Genomic DNA, 14,333 nt, shown 5'->3' on the forward strand with positions numbered 1-14,333 from the left:
CTGTGATTGATCGTGCCGCTGTGGCTTCCTTCTACAACAGTGTCGTCGGTTGCTGTCACCGTTACTGTTTGCGGGACATTCCAATTAGCCGGAGTAAAAACTATCGGCGCGATCGCATTTATTTGACTGCCCGCAGCTACATTGACGGTAACGTTAGCTGTCGGTTGAGTGTTGAGGGAGATTTTGTAACTGTCTGTCGCGCCGCCTTCGGCAGCAGTCGTGCTTGCGGGAGTAATTGTGATGCTGGGCGTATTGGGAGTAGCGACATCGTTATCGGTGATGCTGACTGTTACCGGCGCGATCGTCACGGGCAGATATTCCGCCGCACTACCGACGGCAATGCTGTGGTCGATCGTACCTGTGTGCAGCCCTTCGACTAAACTGTCGTCGGTAGCTTTCACCGTGACTGTCTGCGGTAGGTTCCAGTTATCTGAGGTGAAAGTAAATGTGGAAATCGAATCGATTTGAATGCCTGTGTTGAAGTTGACATTAACAGGCACAGTCGGTTTGCTAGTCAGCGCTACCTTGTAACTGCCTGTGGCGCCGCCTTCGGTAGCAGCGGTGCTTGCAGGAGTAATTGTGACTCCGGCGGTATCGTTGTCGGTAATTTGGGGAATAACCGAGGCAGTAGCAATCAGGTTGTATTTCGCGTCTGTACTGGTGACTTGGTGCGTGATCGTACTGGAGTGCGTGCCTTGAGCTACAGTATCATCCACGGCTTGCACATTCACCAGTTGAGGCACGTTCCAGTTGTCGGGAGTAAATTTCAGAGCGATCGGGATCCCGCCTCCAATCCCCACGTCGCTTTGGGCGTCTGGCGAGGCGGTGACAGTAACATCGGCAGCAGGCTGTGTGGTCAGTACCGCCGTATAGCTATCCGTAGCCCCACCTTCGCCGATTTTGGTGGTCCCGCCAGTTTCGGTAATTTTTACGCTCGGTGTGTCGTTGTCGGTAATGTTAGCGGTGAGCGTAGCAGTCACAGTACCATCAACGGTAATTGGAACCGCAGCACCGTCGTAATTGGGGTCTACACTACTGGCTGTGTGAGCGATCGCGCTAGTGTGAGGAGATGCTTCCGCTACTTGATCGTTCACTGCCTTGATCGTAACGGTTTGCGGCACATTCCAGTTGTTGGGGGTAAAGTTGAGGGTGAGAGGGAGACCAGTACCCGCTCCCAAGTCTGTCTGGGTATCAGGGTCAACAGTGACGATTACAAGGTCACTAGGCTGGCTTTGGAGTACGACTGTATATGTATCTGAAGTACCGCCTTCTCCGACATCCGCACCCGCTGTTGAGGTGATTATGATGCCTGCGGTGTCATTATCAGTGAGAATATCCAGATTGGCGGTGTTCTGAACAACACCAATCCTAGCATTGGTAGGATTGGCTAAGGTGAGGGTGAGGTTTTCGGTGGGTTCAACTAAGCTGTCATTATTGATCGGAACTGTGAGGGTAGCAGTGGTTTGATTGGTCGGAAAATTGATAGTTTGGGTAGTGAAAGTAAAATCTATTCCGTTTCCCAAGGTAGCCCCGCCTGTGGCGCTGCCGTTGCTTAATTTTACGTCTACAGTGGAGTTTCCCAGGGCAATGCCGGTGCGGTTGATGGTAATGTTTGCTCCAACTACTGTCCCATCTTCGTTGACTTGATAGTTGGGTTGAGAGAAATTGAAAACCGGAGGAGCGTAGATCAACACTGCCGAGTCCAAGCTCGAATCGCTAGTGTCAGCGATCGCTAATCTCAGCTTACTGCGGACATTTGGGATGACGAATACTTGTGGCGTTGATAGCACTTTTGTAAAACCATCCCAGGTTGTTTTAAAAATCGGTGGATTCGACGTGTTGTCAACGTATAACGCTGGGTTTTGCGGTGGGAAATCGGGGATTGGGGGGTTTGTGTTGGGGTTGCCGGCTTTGCCGTTATTAATATTGTTAACGGAAACAAGTTGCTTTTCAGTTCCCGGAATTGCGGAAATGAATACGTCATTTAGGTAAAAGCCAAATACATCGTTGAATGCTGTATTTACATACTCGTTATACTCCTCAGAAGCAAACACGTATTCCAAACTAAACTGATTTTGCTTGGGTATAAACTCGAATTCGAGAACGGCAGCATCATTAGTAGTGGTCGAACTTGAGTTCGTATCCACAAGAAGCTGATTAAGAGCCGCATCCCCATCATTATCATTAAAATTACCCCCACCCAGGTTTATGCTAGATTCGGGATTTGCGATATCTCCTGTGCTGAAAATAACACCTGCTTCAAGATTTAGGCCGTCGGAAATACCTCCCCCGAAACTGCCTGCGGCCCGAATATCACCCGTGTATTTCACAGTACCAGGAACGACTGAGCCTGAGTCCCCAATAATAAATTGAGCGAGTTGGTCAGCAGTGAGACCACTATTAAGATTTTTAGTTGTCAGAGCCATAATATACCTCTTGCAAAAATTGGTAGATGTTCATTTGTAGCTACAATTATGTAGCGTTCTCTCAGTTGTGGACTTACTCAAAATTATTTAGGAGTAATTACAATAACTGATATTTGACGTTTTTCTACTTAAGTGTTTGCTAAATAGGGGCTAGAAGGAATTGCTATAATTTTATTCGGCTTTCAGCGGCTTACTTGCAAAATTTAAGCATGACAGTACGATCGCCCTAATGGCGGTTGAGAAATTATCTCAGAGTACCCATAACAAAAAAAATCAGGACTTATATTAAATCCCTTCGATCGCAAGATTACTTAAAATTCTTACTGATGACAGGTGGGATTATTTTATCTATTTTTGTAGAAATTAACTCATCCTAATTTAGTTCTCATTGTCACATATGTCAGTAATATTGCTGAGGTTTTTTACAAAAATTAATACATAGAAAAAGTTCGGAGTTTGGTCCGGTAAATGTGTCTTGCCTCACATCTTGCACCATGTCCGAAATAGGCTTTTGCGCTTGTTCCACAACAAATACAGCAGTTTTCAATTGGATGAAATACAAATAGGGACTCAGGCTTTTCCTGAGTCCCTACGCGAAATCTGTATCACGCTCAACTGAAAACTGCTGTAAATTTACTTAAGGAATGGGGATAAGTGCTGACCCCCAAAGGGATTATTGAGAATGATCCAAAAACTCACTTACTCTTTCCGCTTCTCAAATAGGGCTGGCGCACCAATCATGTAATGTTGCCGTCGTGGCTTTACACTATTGGTGCGCCAGTTATAGCGCCCCTCAATCGATTTTAGATTTTAGATTTTAGATTTTAGATTGAAGAAAGCAACCGCACTGATAAATCCGGGGGCTGGCGCTCCGGATTCGGAGCTTTTTTCTCGACCCACGCATCAATCCGGGGGCCCCGGATTAAATTGCTTGATTGTCAATTGCGGACTTTTGGGAGTGCGGCTGCGGTGAAAGTTATTCATCCATTCGCATCAGCTTGCGGTAAAACGTTTTAGAAAAATCGACAGTACGAGTTCGCTGAAAAGTCAGGAGAACCTCAATTAAGCAACTAACAAACTCAGAGCTTTGCATAGTCACTTCGTAGCTGAGTTCAGCATTGCCGTCAAACAACACCCGACAGCGGGTTAAGTCGATTGGCAGCGACGAGATATTCCAACTAGCGACAAACGGCACGCTCTCCCCGCCGTCAATTTTTCTTGCCCCCTCCAAGCTTTTGAGCTTGTAGAGGCCAATAGCGTGCGGTAAAAACTTGCGCCTGGGCTCTTGACAGAAAGGCGCGTAGACTTTCACTTCTTTGTCATCGGCTGGCTTGAGTTGAGGAATAGACATATTTCCACCTCAGACAATTATTACTAACAGATAGTTTAGATCCCCAGAAAAAACTAGCAGATATTCCTGGTCGATCGCAAGCAAAAGTCAACCAAAATACTCGATGCAGTACCCGTTTACCAGGGCCGTACAAGCACCGAACCCGCTGGTTGTCCTCCCGTCCGCTTTCGACAAAAGTCCAGAAACTGATACAGTAGATGCTTATATCTAAAATCAAAAACTATTGGTGGTTGAATCAAGTAACCTATGCAGGAGAGTTCTTGGCCAGAAAACGACGCTCGCAGCGAGCTTAACTTGGACATCTCTGATTTAGCTCAAGAAGAGCTCAAGAGTTTGACCTCGCACTCGAAGCTCAGCAAAGTATTTGCTATACCAGACATTGGCGACAGGGTGTTTGACGCGGAAACAAAAGCAGAGCTCCCGGTTGCGGTGTCTGTGCCGGGAACTCCCTCTTTTCCTCAAAATCTGTACCGGGGACGCCGCGGAAAAGCCGCCGCAGTGCTGGCTGCGATTTGGGCCGGCACGATCGCCCTGCACTTGATTTCTTGGGGTGCGTGGGTAGTGTGGGGGTTGACGGGACTGCTGTGGATGCAAGCATTTCGAGTTTTGTTTGCTTCGCCCAAGCCCGCACTGCCGCCTCTGGCCGATGAAAGTCGAGAGGATTGGCCTTATGTGTCGCTGCTGGTGGCCGCGAAAAATGAGGAAGCGGTGATTGCCCGATTCGTAGAATCCATCTGCAATGTAGATTATCCGATCGACCGCTACGAAGTTTGGGCGATCGACGATCACAGCAGCGACGCCACGCCACTAGTATTGGAACAGCTAACCAAAAAGTACCCCCAGCTCAAAGTATTTCGCAGAGGAGCAAATGCCAGCGGCGGGAAGTCGGGAGCACTGAATCAAGTGTTGCCGCTGACTCGCGGGGAATTTGTGGGAATATTTGACGCCGACGCGACGGTAACGCCAGACTTGCTGCGCCGGGTGCTGCCAGTGTTCAATGGAGAAAAGGTAGGGGCTGTGCAAGTCAGAAAAGCTATCGCCAATGCTTCGGTAAATTTTTGGACTCGTGGCCAAGAAGCTGAAATGGCTCTCGACAGTTTTTTCCAACAGCAGCGGATTGCGATCGGCGGCATTGGAGAATTGCGCGGTAACGGCCAATTCATGCGTCGCACCGCCTTGGAAAGCTGCGGAGGCTGGAACGAGGAGACGATTACCGATGACCTGGATTTGACTCTGAGGCTGCACCTAGACCGATGGGACATTGAATTTCTCGCTTTCCCAGCCGTGTCAGAAGAAGGAGTCACTAACGCTCGCGCTCTGTGGCACCAGCGCAATCGCTGGGCAGAAGGTGGCTATCAGCGTTATCTTGACTACTGGCGACTAATTTTGCGGAACCGCATGGGAACTGGGAAAACTTGGGATTTATTTGGATTTTGGGTATCTCAATATTTCTTACCCACAGTAGCGCTACCCGACTTTGTGATGTCAATTGCGCTGCGCCGGATGCCGATCGCCAGTCCCATAACTTTTATGACCCTTACCTTGTCGGTGGTGGGAATGTTCGTCGGTTTGCGCCGCACTCGCAAAGAGACCAAATTTGACGTAAGGCGAGTTTTTGTCACCTTGCTGCAAACGCTGCGGGGTACTGTGTATATGTTCCATTGGCTGCTGGTAGGGACTGTGACGGCTCGGATTGCGGTACGGCCTAAGCGACTCAAATGGGTCAAAACCGTCCATCAAGGTGCTGCTAATAGCATCAAGTAAACAATTCGCAGAAATATCTAGGCACAGTATCGCCGAACGTCCGAAGATTTTGCGAGGCAAAAAAACACCAACGCTCGCCAAATACCTCCCCGCCATATCCTAAGAGTAAAATTTGGCAATTCCGAGAAAAAAACACTTTGAAACAGCTTAGGTAATAGGTAATCGGCGAGCGGTAATAGCGAATAAGTAATCGGCAATACAAAAGTCTCAAATTAAAAGATAAAAGCGAGAATTTTTAACTTTTAACTTGACAAAAAACCAATTACTATCTATTAATTATGAATTGCCAATTAGGACGAATTGCTGGGAGCATCTCATATTTGTAAAAATACTTCTTCTGGCTCCTTCCTTCTTCCTCTTTCCTTCTTCCTCCTGCCTCCTGCCTCCTGCCTCAAAACTCCAATTTCTAGCTTGGCTGCAAAGGTGAGATGCTCCCGAATTGCTTGTTGCCAACTACCCGTCACCCGTAATTGATAATGGATTTGTTAGAGTACCAAGCTAAATCTTTATTTCGCCAGATGGCAATTCCGATTTTGCCGTCGCAGCGGATTGACAATCCCGCCGACCTCAAAGGATTGAAAATTCCTTACCCAGTTGTACTCAAATCGCAAGTGCGGGCTGGGGGACGGGGCAGGGCGGGCGGTATCAAGTTTGTGGAAAATACGATCGATGCAGTAGCGGCCGCCCAAACAATTTTTAATTTGCCGATCGAGGATGAATATCCCCAAGTTCTACTGGCAGAAGCAAAGTACAACGCTGACCAAGAATTATACTTAGCGGTACTCCTAGACCCCGTAGCCCGCCGCCCGGTGCTTCTGGGTTCGAGACAAGGAGGTATGGATGTCGAAGGGTCGATCGAGCAAATGCAGCAAGTTGCCGTAGATCAAGAATTTTCCCCATTCTACGCGAGGCGTCTCACGCTGAAAATGGGATTGCAGGGAGACTTGATTCAATCGGTGAGCACCATTGTCGAAAAAATGTACCGGCTGTTTGTCGAAAAAGATTTAGACCTAGTAGAAATCAATCCTCTCGGCATTAGTCCAAGGGGAGAGGTAATGGCTTTAGACGGTAAAGTCACCGCCAACGACGATGCCTTGGGACGACATCCAGATTTGGCAGCACTCTCGGAGAAGAAGCTCTTGGGTGGGTTGGCACGGGAAAGAAGAAGTCCCCATGCTGCGGGCGATCGCTCCCATCCCCAGTCCAAGGTTCAGCAGTCGCCGGAGTTTGACCCCAAATCTAAATCCCCAATCTCGAATTCCGAATCCCTGCAATTAATCGAACTAGACGGGAATATCGCGATTTTGTGCAACGGAGTGGGCCTGACAATGGCAACTCTAGATGCTGTAACCCACCAAGGAGGAAAACCCGCTAATTTTGTGAATATTGGTTCCCTAGACCGCTACTATGCAGCAAATGCCCTGCGCGATCGCGTGGAGTTGGGTCTGGAGTTAGTCGCTCAGGATAAAAGCGTTAAGGTGATACTTGTAAATATTTTGGGCAGCGCCTCCAAGACCGAGGAAATAATCGCTGCAGTAGCCGTCTATTTGGAACGGAAAGCTCGCGCTAACCGCCACATCCAAATTGTGCTGCGGCTGGTAGAGATCGATGCTGATGCTGTTAAAAAGCGTTTGGGACAGTTGCCGGTGCAGTTAGCTAGCACTTTGGATGAGGCCGCGGCCGCTTCTGTATCCTCCGCCAAGTAGCGGCAGTCGATCGGCAAAAAACGAGATTTCTGTAAAGATGAAGGCCTTCTGCTTTTAACAGATCGAGTGTCAAGTGGGAAAAAATGAATTTAACTCCTGAAAGCAAAGTCCTAGTACAGGGCATTACAGAATCTCCGGCGTCCACCCGCGCCGCCCTGATGATGAAAGCATACGGCACGAATGTAGTCGCCGGTGTTAGTCCCGGTCGGGGGGGGCTGGAAGTGGAGGGAATTCCGATTTTTGATTTGGTAGAACAAGCAGTGGCGGCAGTGGGTCACGTTGACACTGCGGTAATTTTGGTAGACGCTTACTCGGTGCTGGATGCTGCTTTAGAAGCGATCGCCGGAGGAATTCGGCAAATTGCGATCGTTACTGGGGGAGTGCCTCCTCTGGATATGGTGCACTTAGTCAGAAAAGCAGAAGCCACCGAAACTTTGGTAATCGGGCCCAACAGTCCGGGGATTATTGTACCCGACAAACTGCTGCTGGGAACTCACCCCAAGGAATTTTACACTCCCGGCCCGGTGGGAGTGATCAGCCGCAGCAGCACTTTGACTTACGAAGTTGCCCTAGAACTAACTGAGGCTGGGTTGGGACAGTCGATGGCGGTTTGTATTGGCTGCGATGCGATTGTGGGTTCTTCTTTTATGCAGTGGCTGCAAATTTTGGACGAAGACGACACTACCGAAGCGATGGTTTTGGTGGGGGAAGTTGGCGGCTGGAGTGAACAAGCTGCTGCTTCTTACATCGCTTCGGCGATCGACAAACCCGTGGTTGCTTATCTGGCCGGCCGCTACGCTCCCAAGGGGCCGTCTTTGGGCCACGCCGGCATCCTGATCAGTTCTCGGGCTGCTGCCCAGAAAGCCTTTGGAGTTACGACCCCAAACAAAATGGCTGCCTTTGAAGAGGCGGACATACCTGTGGCGGCTCGACCTTCAGAGATTCCTAAGTTGCTCAAAAAATTGCTCAAGAAAAATTGATTGCTTTGGGAGTTTTCACAAAAGTCCTAACCCTTTTGGGGGTTGGGATAGGGGTAGGGCGGGGGCGGGTTTGGTCTCAAAAGAGTCGGCAGAATGCCACAACAGCCGCTTCAACCCGCCTTTAGGACACATTTATGATTTTTTTACCAAAGCCCTCTGACCGGTGTCACAGGCTGCGGTGCGGGTGCTGGCAAGGGGGCGGGGCGGCGCGGCGCTGGAGGCGGAGTTGTTGGCTGCACGCTGCGGCGAGGCTCGATCGGGCTTTCGGGGCTAGTTGTTTCACTTGTGCGAGTTGTCGATCGCGTCACATCTTGAAGCAGGCTTCGCAGAGTTCCGGCTATACTCTGAACTTTCCCAACAGCGGTGCGAAGGCTGGCAACATCTACGTAAACCTCCTTGAGAGGGTACTTTTTCAGGATTTCTAACAGCGATACCTTACCGTCATCCCCGGATGCCAGGATCACCGCTGCCCGCAAAGCTTTCCCGCTTTCTGTGCGGCGTTGAGTCCGAATCGCTTGACCGATGTCGTCAGTGATTTTTTCTCCTGGGGTGCTGTAAACTACCCTGGCCAGATTAGCAGGCTTCAAACCAATTTCTAAACCCATGAACCCCCGCAGCATTTGCGCGTCCATTTTGGAGACCCGGATAATTTGTTGGAGGGTTGGCGTCGTCGTGCCGTTTTTAGCAAAGTCTTCTAAGTCGCTGATATTGACGGCTTGTCTGATCGGACCAAATGTGAGAACAACTTTTTCGGCCCCTAATGCTCTAGTGCTGCTAGATAATATGCTCCCGCTTGCTCCTAAAAATAGGGCAATGCCGATCGATACAAATTTTGTTAATTTCATATTCACCGCTACATTAAAATTATTTTTTCTAGATTTGTACATTTTTGTACATTATAGATGCAGCAGTTATATTCTACAAGGTCGCCAGTGTAATTTGTGCCCGCGTCACACCGACAATCTCGACCGAGACTTTTTCTCGATCTTGACTTTAAAAATAAGTAACCACATCTGCCAAAACCTGTTCGCTTCTATTCCTTCTGCCTTCTACCTTCTACATCTCCAGCATTCTACATCAGAGTGTCTTCCGCCTTCAACATAAGTGCCTTATAAAAATTATAGGAACTGCCCTCACGGAAGGAGGTTCTTAATTGCACAAACATAAGAGCTCGATTACTTCTTCTTTCTCTCTTAGGCAACTAAATCCCTCTTCCTTCTTTTCTTTCCTCCTTCTTCTTTCTTCCCTCCTTCTTCCTAACATCCGTTACATCCGTTACATCCGTCGAGCGAATCCGTTGCCGAACTTCCCTCTTCCCTCTTCCTTCTTCCTTCTTCCTTCTTCCTTCTTGTATATGTTGAAAACCAAGCGCAAATCCAAGAAATCCAAAAACAAGCACAGCGAAAAAACAACAGCGCTAAGCAAAAAAGAAGTATCTGCACAAAAACGCAAAATTTCAGAAAAGCGCAATGAATTGGTGCAGGCGATCGCCATAAGCTGCTTAGTCAGCGTTGCTCTCAGCATCCCCCTGTTGTTCGTAGCAGGCCCTAAGATTGCTATTGCAGGAGGCGTAGCCGCAGCCATCTTGCTGCTTTCCTACAAATACCCCCGTCAAGCTTTGTGGACTTTTCTAATTTACCTGCCTTTCAGTGGTACAATTACCTACGCAATTGGCGGCGGGAATGCTGCATTTCAAGTAGCCAAAGATGCTTTTTACATACCAGCTCTCATCGCCCTAATTCAAAGCTGCAAAAAGAAACAGTTGCCCCTGTTCATTCCCAAACAAATGCTTTCTACCTTCAGCATCCTTTTGATGATGGCAATGCTGACTTTAATTTTTGTCAACGGGGAGATGCAGCTCAACCCTAGGGCGGGCGACAAACCAATTCTGCAAGGAATTCTCGGCTTAAAAGTATTGATAGGTTACATACCGCTGATTGCTTGTACCTATTATCTGCTCCGCACTAAGAAGGATTTGGTATTTTTTAGTCGAATGCACATCGTTTTGGCGATCGTTTGCTGCCTTCTCGGTTTGATTCAGTACCTGTTGCTGCAAAGTGGAAAGTGTGCGGGAACCAGAGGCATGACCGGAGCAGAATTATATAAAGCAACGCTGGAAGCTAGATGTTTTGTCGGCGGTTCTTTGGTGTTCAGTCCAGAAGTCAAGTTTGTCCGCTTGCCGGGAACTTTTGTCGCGCCTTGGCAGTGGGCGTGGTTTTTAATTTCTAATGCTTTTTTAACCTTTGCCTCTGCCTTTTGCGATCCTTCATTCTGGTGGCGAGTTATCGGTTTATTTGGCATGGCATTAGTATTTGCCAATGCAGTTATTTCCGGTCAAAGAGCTGCTTTAATTATGGTTCCCGTTGCTACAGCAATTTTGCTAGTTCTCACCGGTCAATTAGTTAATTTCAAACGATTTATTCCCATCGGTGCAGGACTGGCGATTCTGCTGTTTGTCGGTGCAGCTATTAACCCGGGAATTATCGAGCAACGGTGGGATAGTTTTGTTAGTCGCTGGAATGCTGCACCGCCCCAGCAGTTTCTCTTTAATCAGTTCGAGCAGAGCAACAATTTTATCATTGACAAACCTCTTGGTAAAGGTGTGGGACGAGCCACTAATTCAACGCGAATATTTGGTGCCACGCAGTTAATTGAAACTTTCCAACCTAAGTTGATATACGAACTCGGTTATCCGGGAATGATTAGTTTTCAGGTGATGCTTTTACACTTAGCTTTTCTAACTTTTAGAGCTTACAGATCAGTCAAGGACAAAAGTTTGCGGAGTTACGGAGCTAGTTTTTGGGTGTTTGTTGCATTTATTACGATCAATACTCAATACTATCCGCTGGATGTAGATCCCGTGTCCGTGTATTATTGGGTTTTAGCTGGGGCGATTTTAAAGTTGCCCAAAATTGATAAACAGGTGCAAGATGAAAAACACCAGGAAGTTGAGTCAAATGAATTGCAACTTAACCAGCCATTAAAGGAAAAAAAAATTATTGCATCTTCTCCAATTTGAGAATAATTTTGAGTCTTGAGTTTGGTGGATTCTTTCTTGTTTAGTAACCTGCTTTCTCTCCAAGGCGGTGCAAAGATAGCCCGCCATTCTGGGTTTATCTGTGCTAAATCATACCCCTACAGCATATTTTGGCTCTTAACTTTACTGCGGTTGCCAAACCGGATGGCTAGCATTCAAATCCTGGTCTTTTGTCAATTTATTTAATGCCGAGCCGTCCCGATTAATTACATACAAGTTGCTTTTGTCTCCTTGGATTTCGTTAAATATAAAAGCAATTTGCTGGCTGTCAGAAGACCAAGCTAATTCTGAAATTTGCGACGGTTTTAGCCTGGTAGCTAGTTGATTTAGCTGGTTCCCGTCAGCATTGATTGTGTAGAGTTTTTGATTGTTGAACTCTCCGGCGACAAAAGCAATAAATTTGCCATCCGGCGACCACGAAATTTCGTTGTAGTTTCTGGGTTTTTGGGTGAGATTCTTGGCTGTCCCCCGGTTAATGTCGAGCAGGTAGATATCTTGCTGTTCGCCTGATGAATCGCCAGGTTTATTGTAATAGTAAGCAATGCGGCTGCTGTCGGGCGACCAAAATAGTTTGACGTTGTAAACCTCATTTTGCGGGTTGTTTGTCAAATTTTTGAGGTTGGTTCCATCGGCATTAATTGTGTAAATTTGCTGTTTGGGATAAGCGCCGAACAGGAAAGCAATTTTTGTGCGATCGGGCGACCAAACAAGTTCACTTCCGCCGGATACATATTCGCCGGGGCTTTTAGTTAGTTTGGTCATTCCCGAACCGTCGGCATTCATTTTGTAGATATTTTGATCCTTGACAAATGCTACCTGCTGGCCGTCCGGCGATAGGTAAAATTCTGAGGAAATTTCTGTTTTAGGCGGATATCCTCCTACTTCCAAATTCCTAACTAATTTAGTTCCTTGGATGCCAGAAGTGTTGCTTGTATAAAGTGATTGGCTGCCGGGAGCATCAGAGGTAAAACCGTCGCATGAACGGGCAAAAACAAGTTTCTGGCTGTTGGAAAACCAAGCTATTTCAAAACTAGCTGCTTTGCAACCAGCCTCAGCAAACTGTTTAGTTAGTCGAGAACCGTCAGCATTGACTGTATAGATGTCGCTGTATCCGCCAACGAAAGCCAGTCGCTGGCCGTTGGGCGACCACACTAGGGGAGCGATAACATCTATATTACGTGTAAGTTCGCGGCGAGCGGAACTGGTAGCATTGAGGGCAAATAAATTGGATATGGTCTCGCTGCCGCGCATCTGGAGGACGGTAAACGCTAGTATCCTTGGCTTTTGACCTGCGGTGGTCGGAGAGCTGTGAATGTTCAAAAACAAGCTGATTAAGAGTGTTAGGGAGATAAGGGCGATCGCCCTAATTCGCAATAATTTATGCAAACGCATTTTGTCAATATCATCTCCTTGCTTTTAAATTTTCACAGTCTTCAGTCCTCATATCTCTGACTTCTTAAAGTCCTGCGGGGATATGGCAAATTCTAAGTCGAAGCTATTACCCATGCCCCATTTCCAATGCCCCATTCAAAGTGTTTGTCTGTCTATATGTCTCGACAGCCTCAAACTCTGTTTAATTCTGCCAATAATTAGCTCGAACATTTTTTTGCGGGACGGATTCTTGCTGCTGGGTGGCATCCCTAACTCGCAACACATCAAGTTCAAGTCACTTGCACTCATGGCCAACAATTTTTGCCTCACCTCTTCTTCATTACCCTTCTTAGCTTGTAAACGCAGTTCTTCATAAACTTCTAGAACATTAGCCGCCGATAAATTAACAGGTTTATTAACATCAGCACCCTTGGGAATATCCGAAGTTTTTGAGCCAGCAGAAATCACTCCCCGCTTGACTTGAGTTTCAAGCCTGGTTAATTTTCGAGCAACGTCCCGCAAGATTTCCTTAAGTTCGCCAATTTCCTCAACTAAACCCCCGTTTTCTTGTTCGGAAGCAGCCAAAATTTCTTTTTTACTCATTTCAGATACTCCTCACACTCGCGCCATAGTTTTTCAAATTCTCTAACTAATTCTCGCGGCAGTTCTCCCTCATTTATCGCCCGTTTTAGCCCGACGCTTTCCCGAATCGTCGATTCTAAAAATCTAACTTCTATGTTATTATCTTTTGATATCTCATCGCAAAGTCTCTTTACTTCTCTCATGTAAAACTGAACTTCATTTGTCAGCAATCCTCCATAGGTTTTAGCTTTATTCATAAAGACTGCTATCTTGGGAAACGGATAAGGCTCAATCCGTTTCTGGAGCGAGTTTAAAACTAGACTCAATCCCCTAGAACCAAAATAATCGGGATTGACGGGAATTAATATTAAGTCGCAGCAAGAGAGTACGCTGTAGGTGAGGAGACTGAAGGAAGGCGAACAGTCAAAAAGCATCAAGTCGTATTTGGGGAGATTGGCAGAGTTGGCGATTTTACCGATAAATCTGCGGATGAAGTCTTTAACACTTTTCCCCTCAAATCCATCGATATCCAACCAATACAATTCTTCCACTGAAGGGACAAAATGCAACTGTTCGTCAATTTGATAAATGGTGTCGAAACCAACTGGAAATTTAAAGTTTTGTCCGGCTTTTTTAAAGACTTCTAGAGCGTCGTAAATTGTCAGTCTATGCTTGAGAGATTTTTCGTACCACTTACCAAATTTATCATCTAAATGACCTGTATTTTCGTTAAGTCCGATCGCCTCTGTGAGCGACATTTGAGGATCTAAGTCTAACATCAAGACTTCTAAGTCTGTTCCTTGGGATATAATATTTCCCAGACTCCAAGTGACGGTGGTCTTTCCGACACCGCCTTTGAAGTTGATTACGGCTATTGATTTAGGACTCATGGCTGGCTTTGTTTGGATTTTGCTCAAATATAAATTAAAACATATTGTGGGGGTTAGTCGATCGCGCGATCGTACATTAGGGTCACTAGGTGCAACATTTTCTATAAAAAGGAAAGTTTGATATTATATCATTAACTAAGTAGAACAACTTAAACAAAACAGAAAACCCAGATACTCGATGGCTTTAAGAAATCGGGGATATAACAGAACATCATGTCACATCAAC

General features: G+C 46.7%; 11 protein-coding genes. 4 read left to right on the plus strand and 7 right to left on the minus strand.

The genetic code is table 11. The annotated features are described in order from the left end of the window. Both QUA10_RS06165 and ebsA read right to left on the minus strand, forming a co-directional pair. A partial coding sequence (locus QUA10_RS06165; protein WP_333086199.1) for a choice-of-anchor L domain-containing protein occupies positions 1 to 2,426 on the minus strand: 2,426 nt, incomplete at its 3' end. Between the two features lie 976 nt (positions 2,427 to 3,402). After that, complete coding sequence (gene ebsA / locus QUA10_RS06170) at positions 3,403 to 3,777, minus strand: type IV pilus biogenesis protein EbsA (RefSeq protein WP_006634686.1); 375 nt, start codon at positions 3,775 to 3,777, stop codon at positions 3,403 to 3,405. Positions 3,778 to 4,023: 246 nt separating this feature from the next. On the opposite strand from ebsA, the gene QUA10_RS06175 reads away from it, so the two are divergent. Next, a complete protein-coding gene (locus QUA10_RS06175; protein ID WP_333081893.1) occupies positions 4,024 to 5,541 on the plus strand; it encodes a glycosyltransferase family 2 protein in 1,518 nt (505 codons plus the stop codon). Positions 5,542 to 5,855: 314 nt separating this feature from the next. Here the strand turns inward: QUA10_RS06175 and QUA10_RS06180 are convergent, their stop codons facing one another. Next, the gene (locus QUA10_RS06180; RefSeq protein WP_333081894.1) at positions 5,856 to 6,005 is read right to left on the minus strand and encodes a hypothetical protein; all 150 of its coding nucleotides are present in this window, start codon (positions 6,003 to 6,005) and stop codon (positions 5,856 to 5,858) included. A 12-nt stretch (positions 6,006 to 6,017) separates the two neighbouring features. Between QUA10_RS06180 and QUA10_RS06185 the strand changes: the two genes are divergently transcribed. Together QUA10_RS06185 and QUA10_RS06190 are read left to right on the plus strand one after the other, a co-directional pair. Next, positions 6,018 to 7,247, plus strand: coding sequence for a succinate--CoA ligase subunit beta (locus tag QUA10_RS06185; RefSeq protein WP_333081895.1), 1,230 nt, complete (start codon positions 6,018 to 6,020; stop codon positions 7,245 to 7,247). 83 nt (positions 7,248 to 7,330) lie between these two features. Next, a complete protein-coding gene (locus tag QUA10_RS06190; protein WP_333081896.1) occupies positions 7,331 to 8,227 on the plus strand; it encodes a CoA-binding protein in 897 nt (298 codons plus the stop codon). A gap of 143 nt (positions 8,228 to 8,370) precedes the next feature. Here QUA10_RS06190 and QUA10_RS06195 read toward each other — a convergent pair whose 3' ends face one another. After that, positions 8,371 to 9,072: an alpha/beta hydrolase gene (locus tag QUA10_RS06195; protein WP_333081897.1), complete on the minus strand. Its 702-nt coding sequence runs from the start codon at positions 9,070 to 9,072 to the stop codon at positions 8,371 to 8,373. A gap of 509 nt (positions 9,073 to 9,581) precedes the next feature. On the opposite strand from QUA10_RS06195, the gene hpsL reads away from it, so the two are divergent. Beyond that, positions 9,582 to 11,246, plus strand: coding sequence for a hormogonium polysaccharide biosynthesis protein HpsL (gene hpsL / locus QUA10_RS06200; RefSeq protein ID WP_333081898.1), 1,665 nt, complete (start codon positions 9,582 to 9,584; stop codon positions 11,244 to 11,246). Between the two features lie 141 nt (positions 11,247 to 11,387). On the opposite strand, the gene QUA10_RS06205 is transcribed toward hpsL, so the two are convergent. From QUA10_RS06205 to QUA10_RS06215, 3 genes are all read right to left on the minus strand, one after another. Next, on the minus strand, positions 11,388 to 12,656 hold the full coding sequence (locus QUA10_RS06205; RefSeq protein WP_333081899.1) for a DPP IV N-terminal domain-containing protein: 1,269 nt from the start codon (positions 12,654 to 12,656) through the stop codon (positions 11,388 to 11,390). Positions 12,657 to 12,791: 135 nt separating this feature from the next. Next, the gene (locus QUA10_RS06210; protein WP_333081900.1) at positions 12,792 to 13,238 is read right to left on the minus strand and encodes a hypothetical protein; all 447 of its coding nucleotides are present in this window, start codon (positions 13,236 to 13,238) and stop codon (positions 12,792 to 12,794) included. After that, on the minus strand, positions 13,235 to 14,107 hold the full coding sequence (locus tag QUA10_RS06215) for a ParA family protein (protein WP_333029965.1): 873 nt from the start codon (positions 14,105 to 14,107) through the stop codon (positions 13,235 to 13,237). The genes QUA10_RS06210 and QUA10_RS06215 overlap by 4 nt, the downstream gene beginning before the upstream one ends. Between the last annotated feature and the right edge of the window lie 226 nt (positions 14,108 to 14,333).

The organism is Microcoleus sp. Pol8_D6, assembly GCF_036700965.1.
Taxonomy (GTDB): Bacteria; Cyanobacteriota; Cyanobacteriia; order Cyanobacteriales; family Microcoleaceae; genus Microcoleus.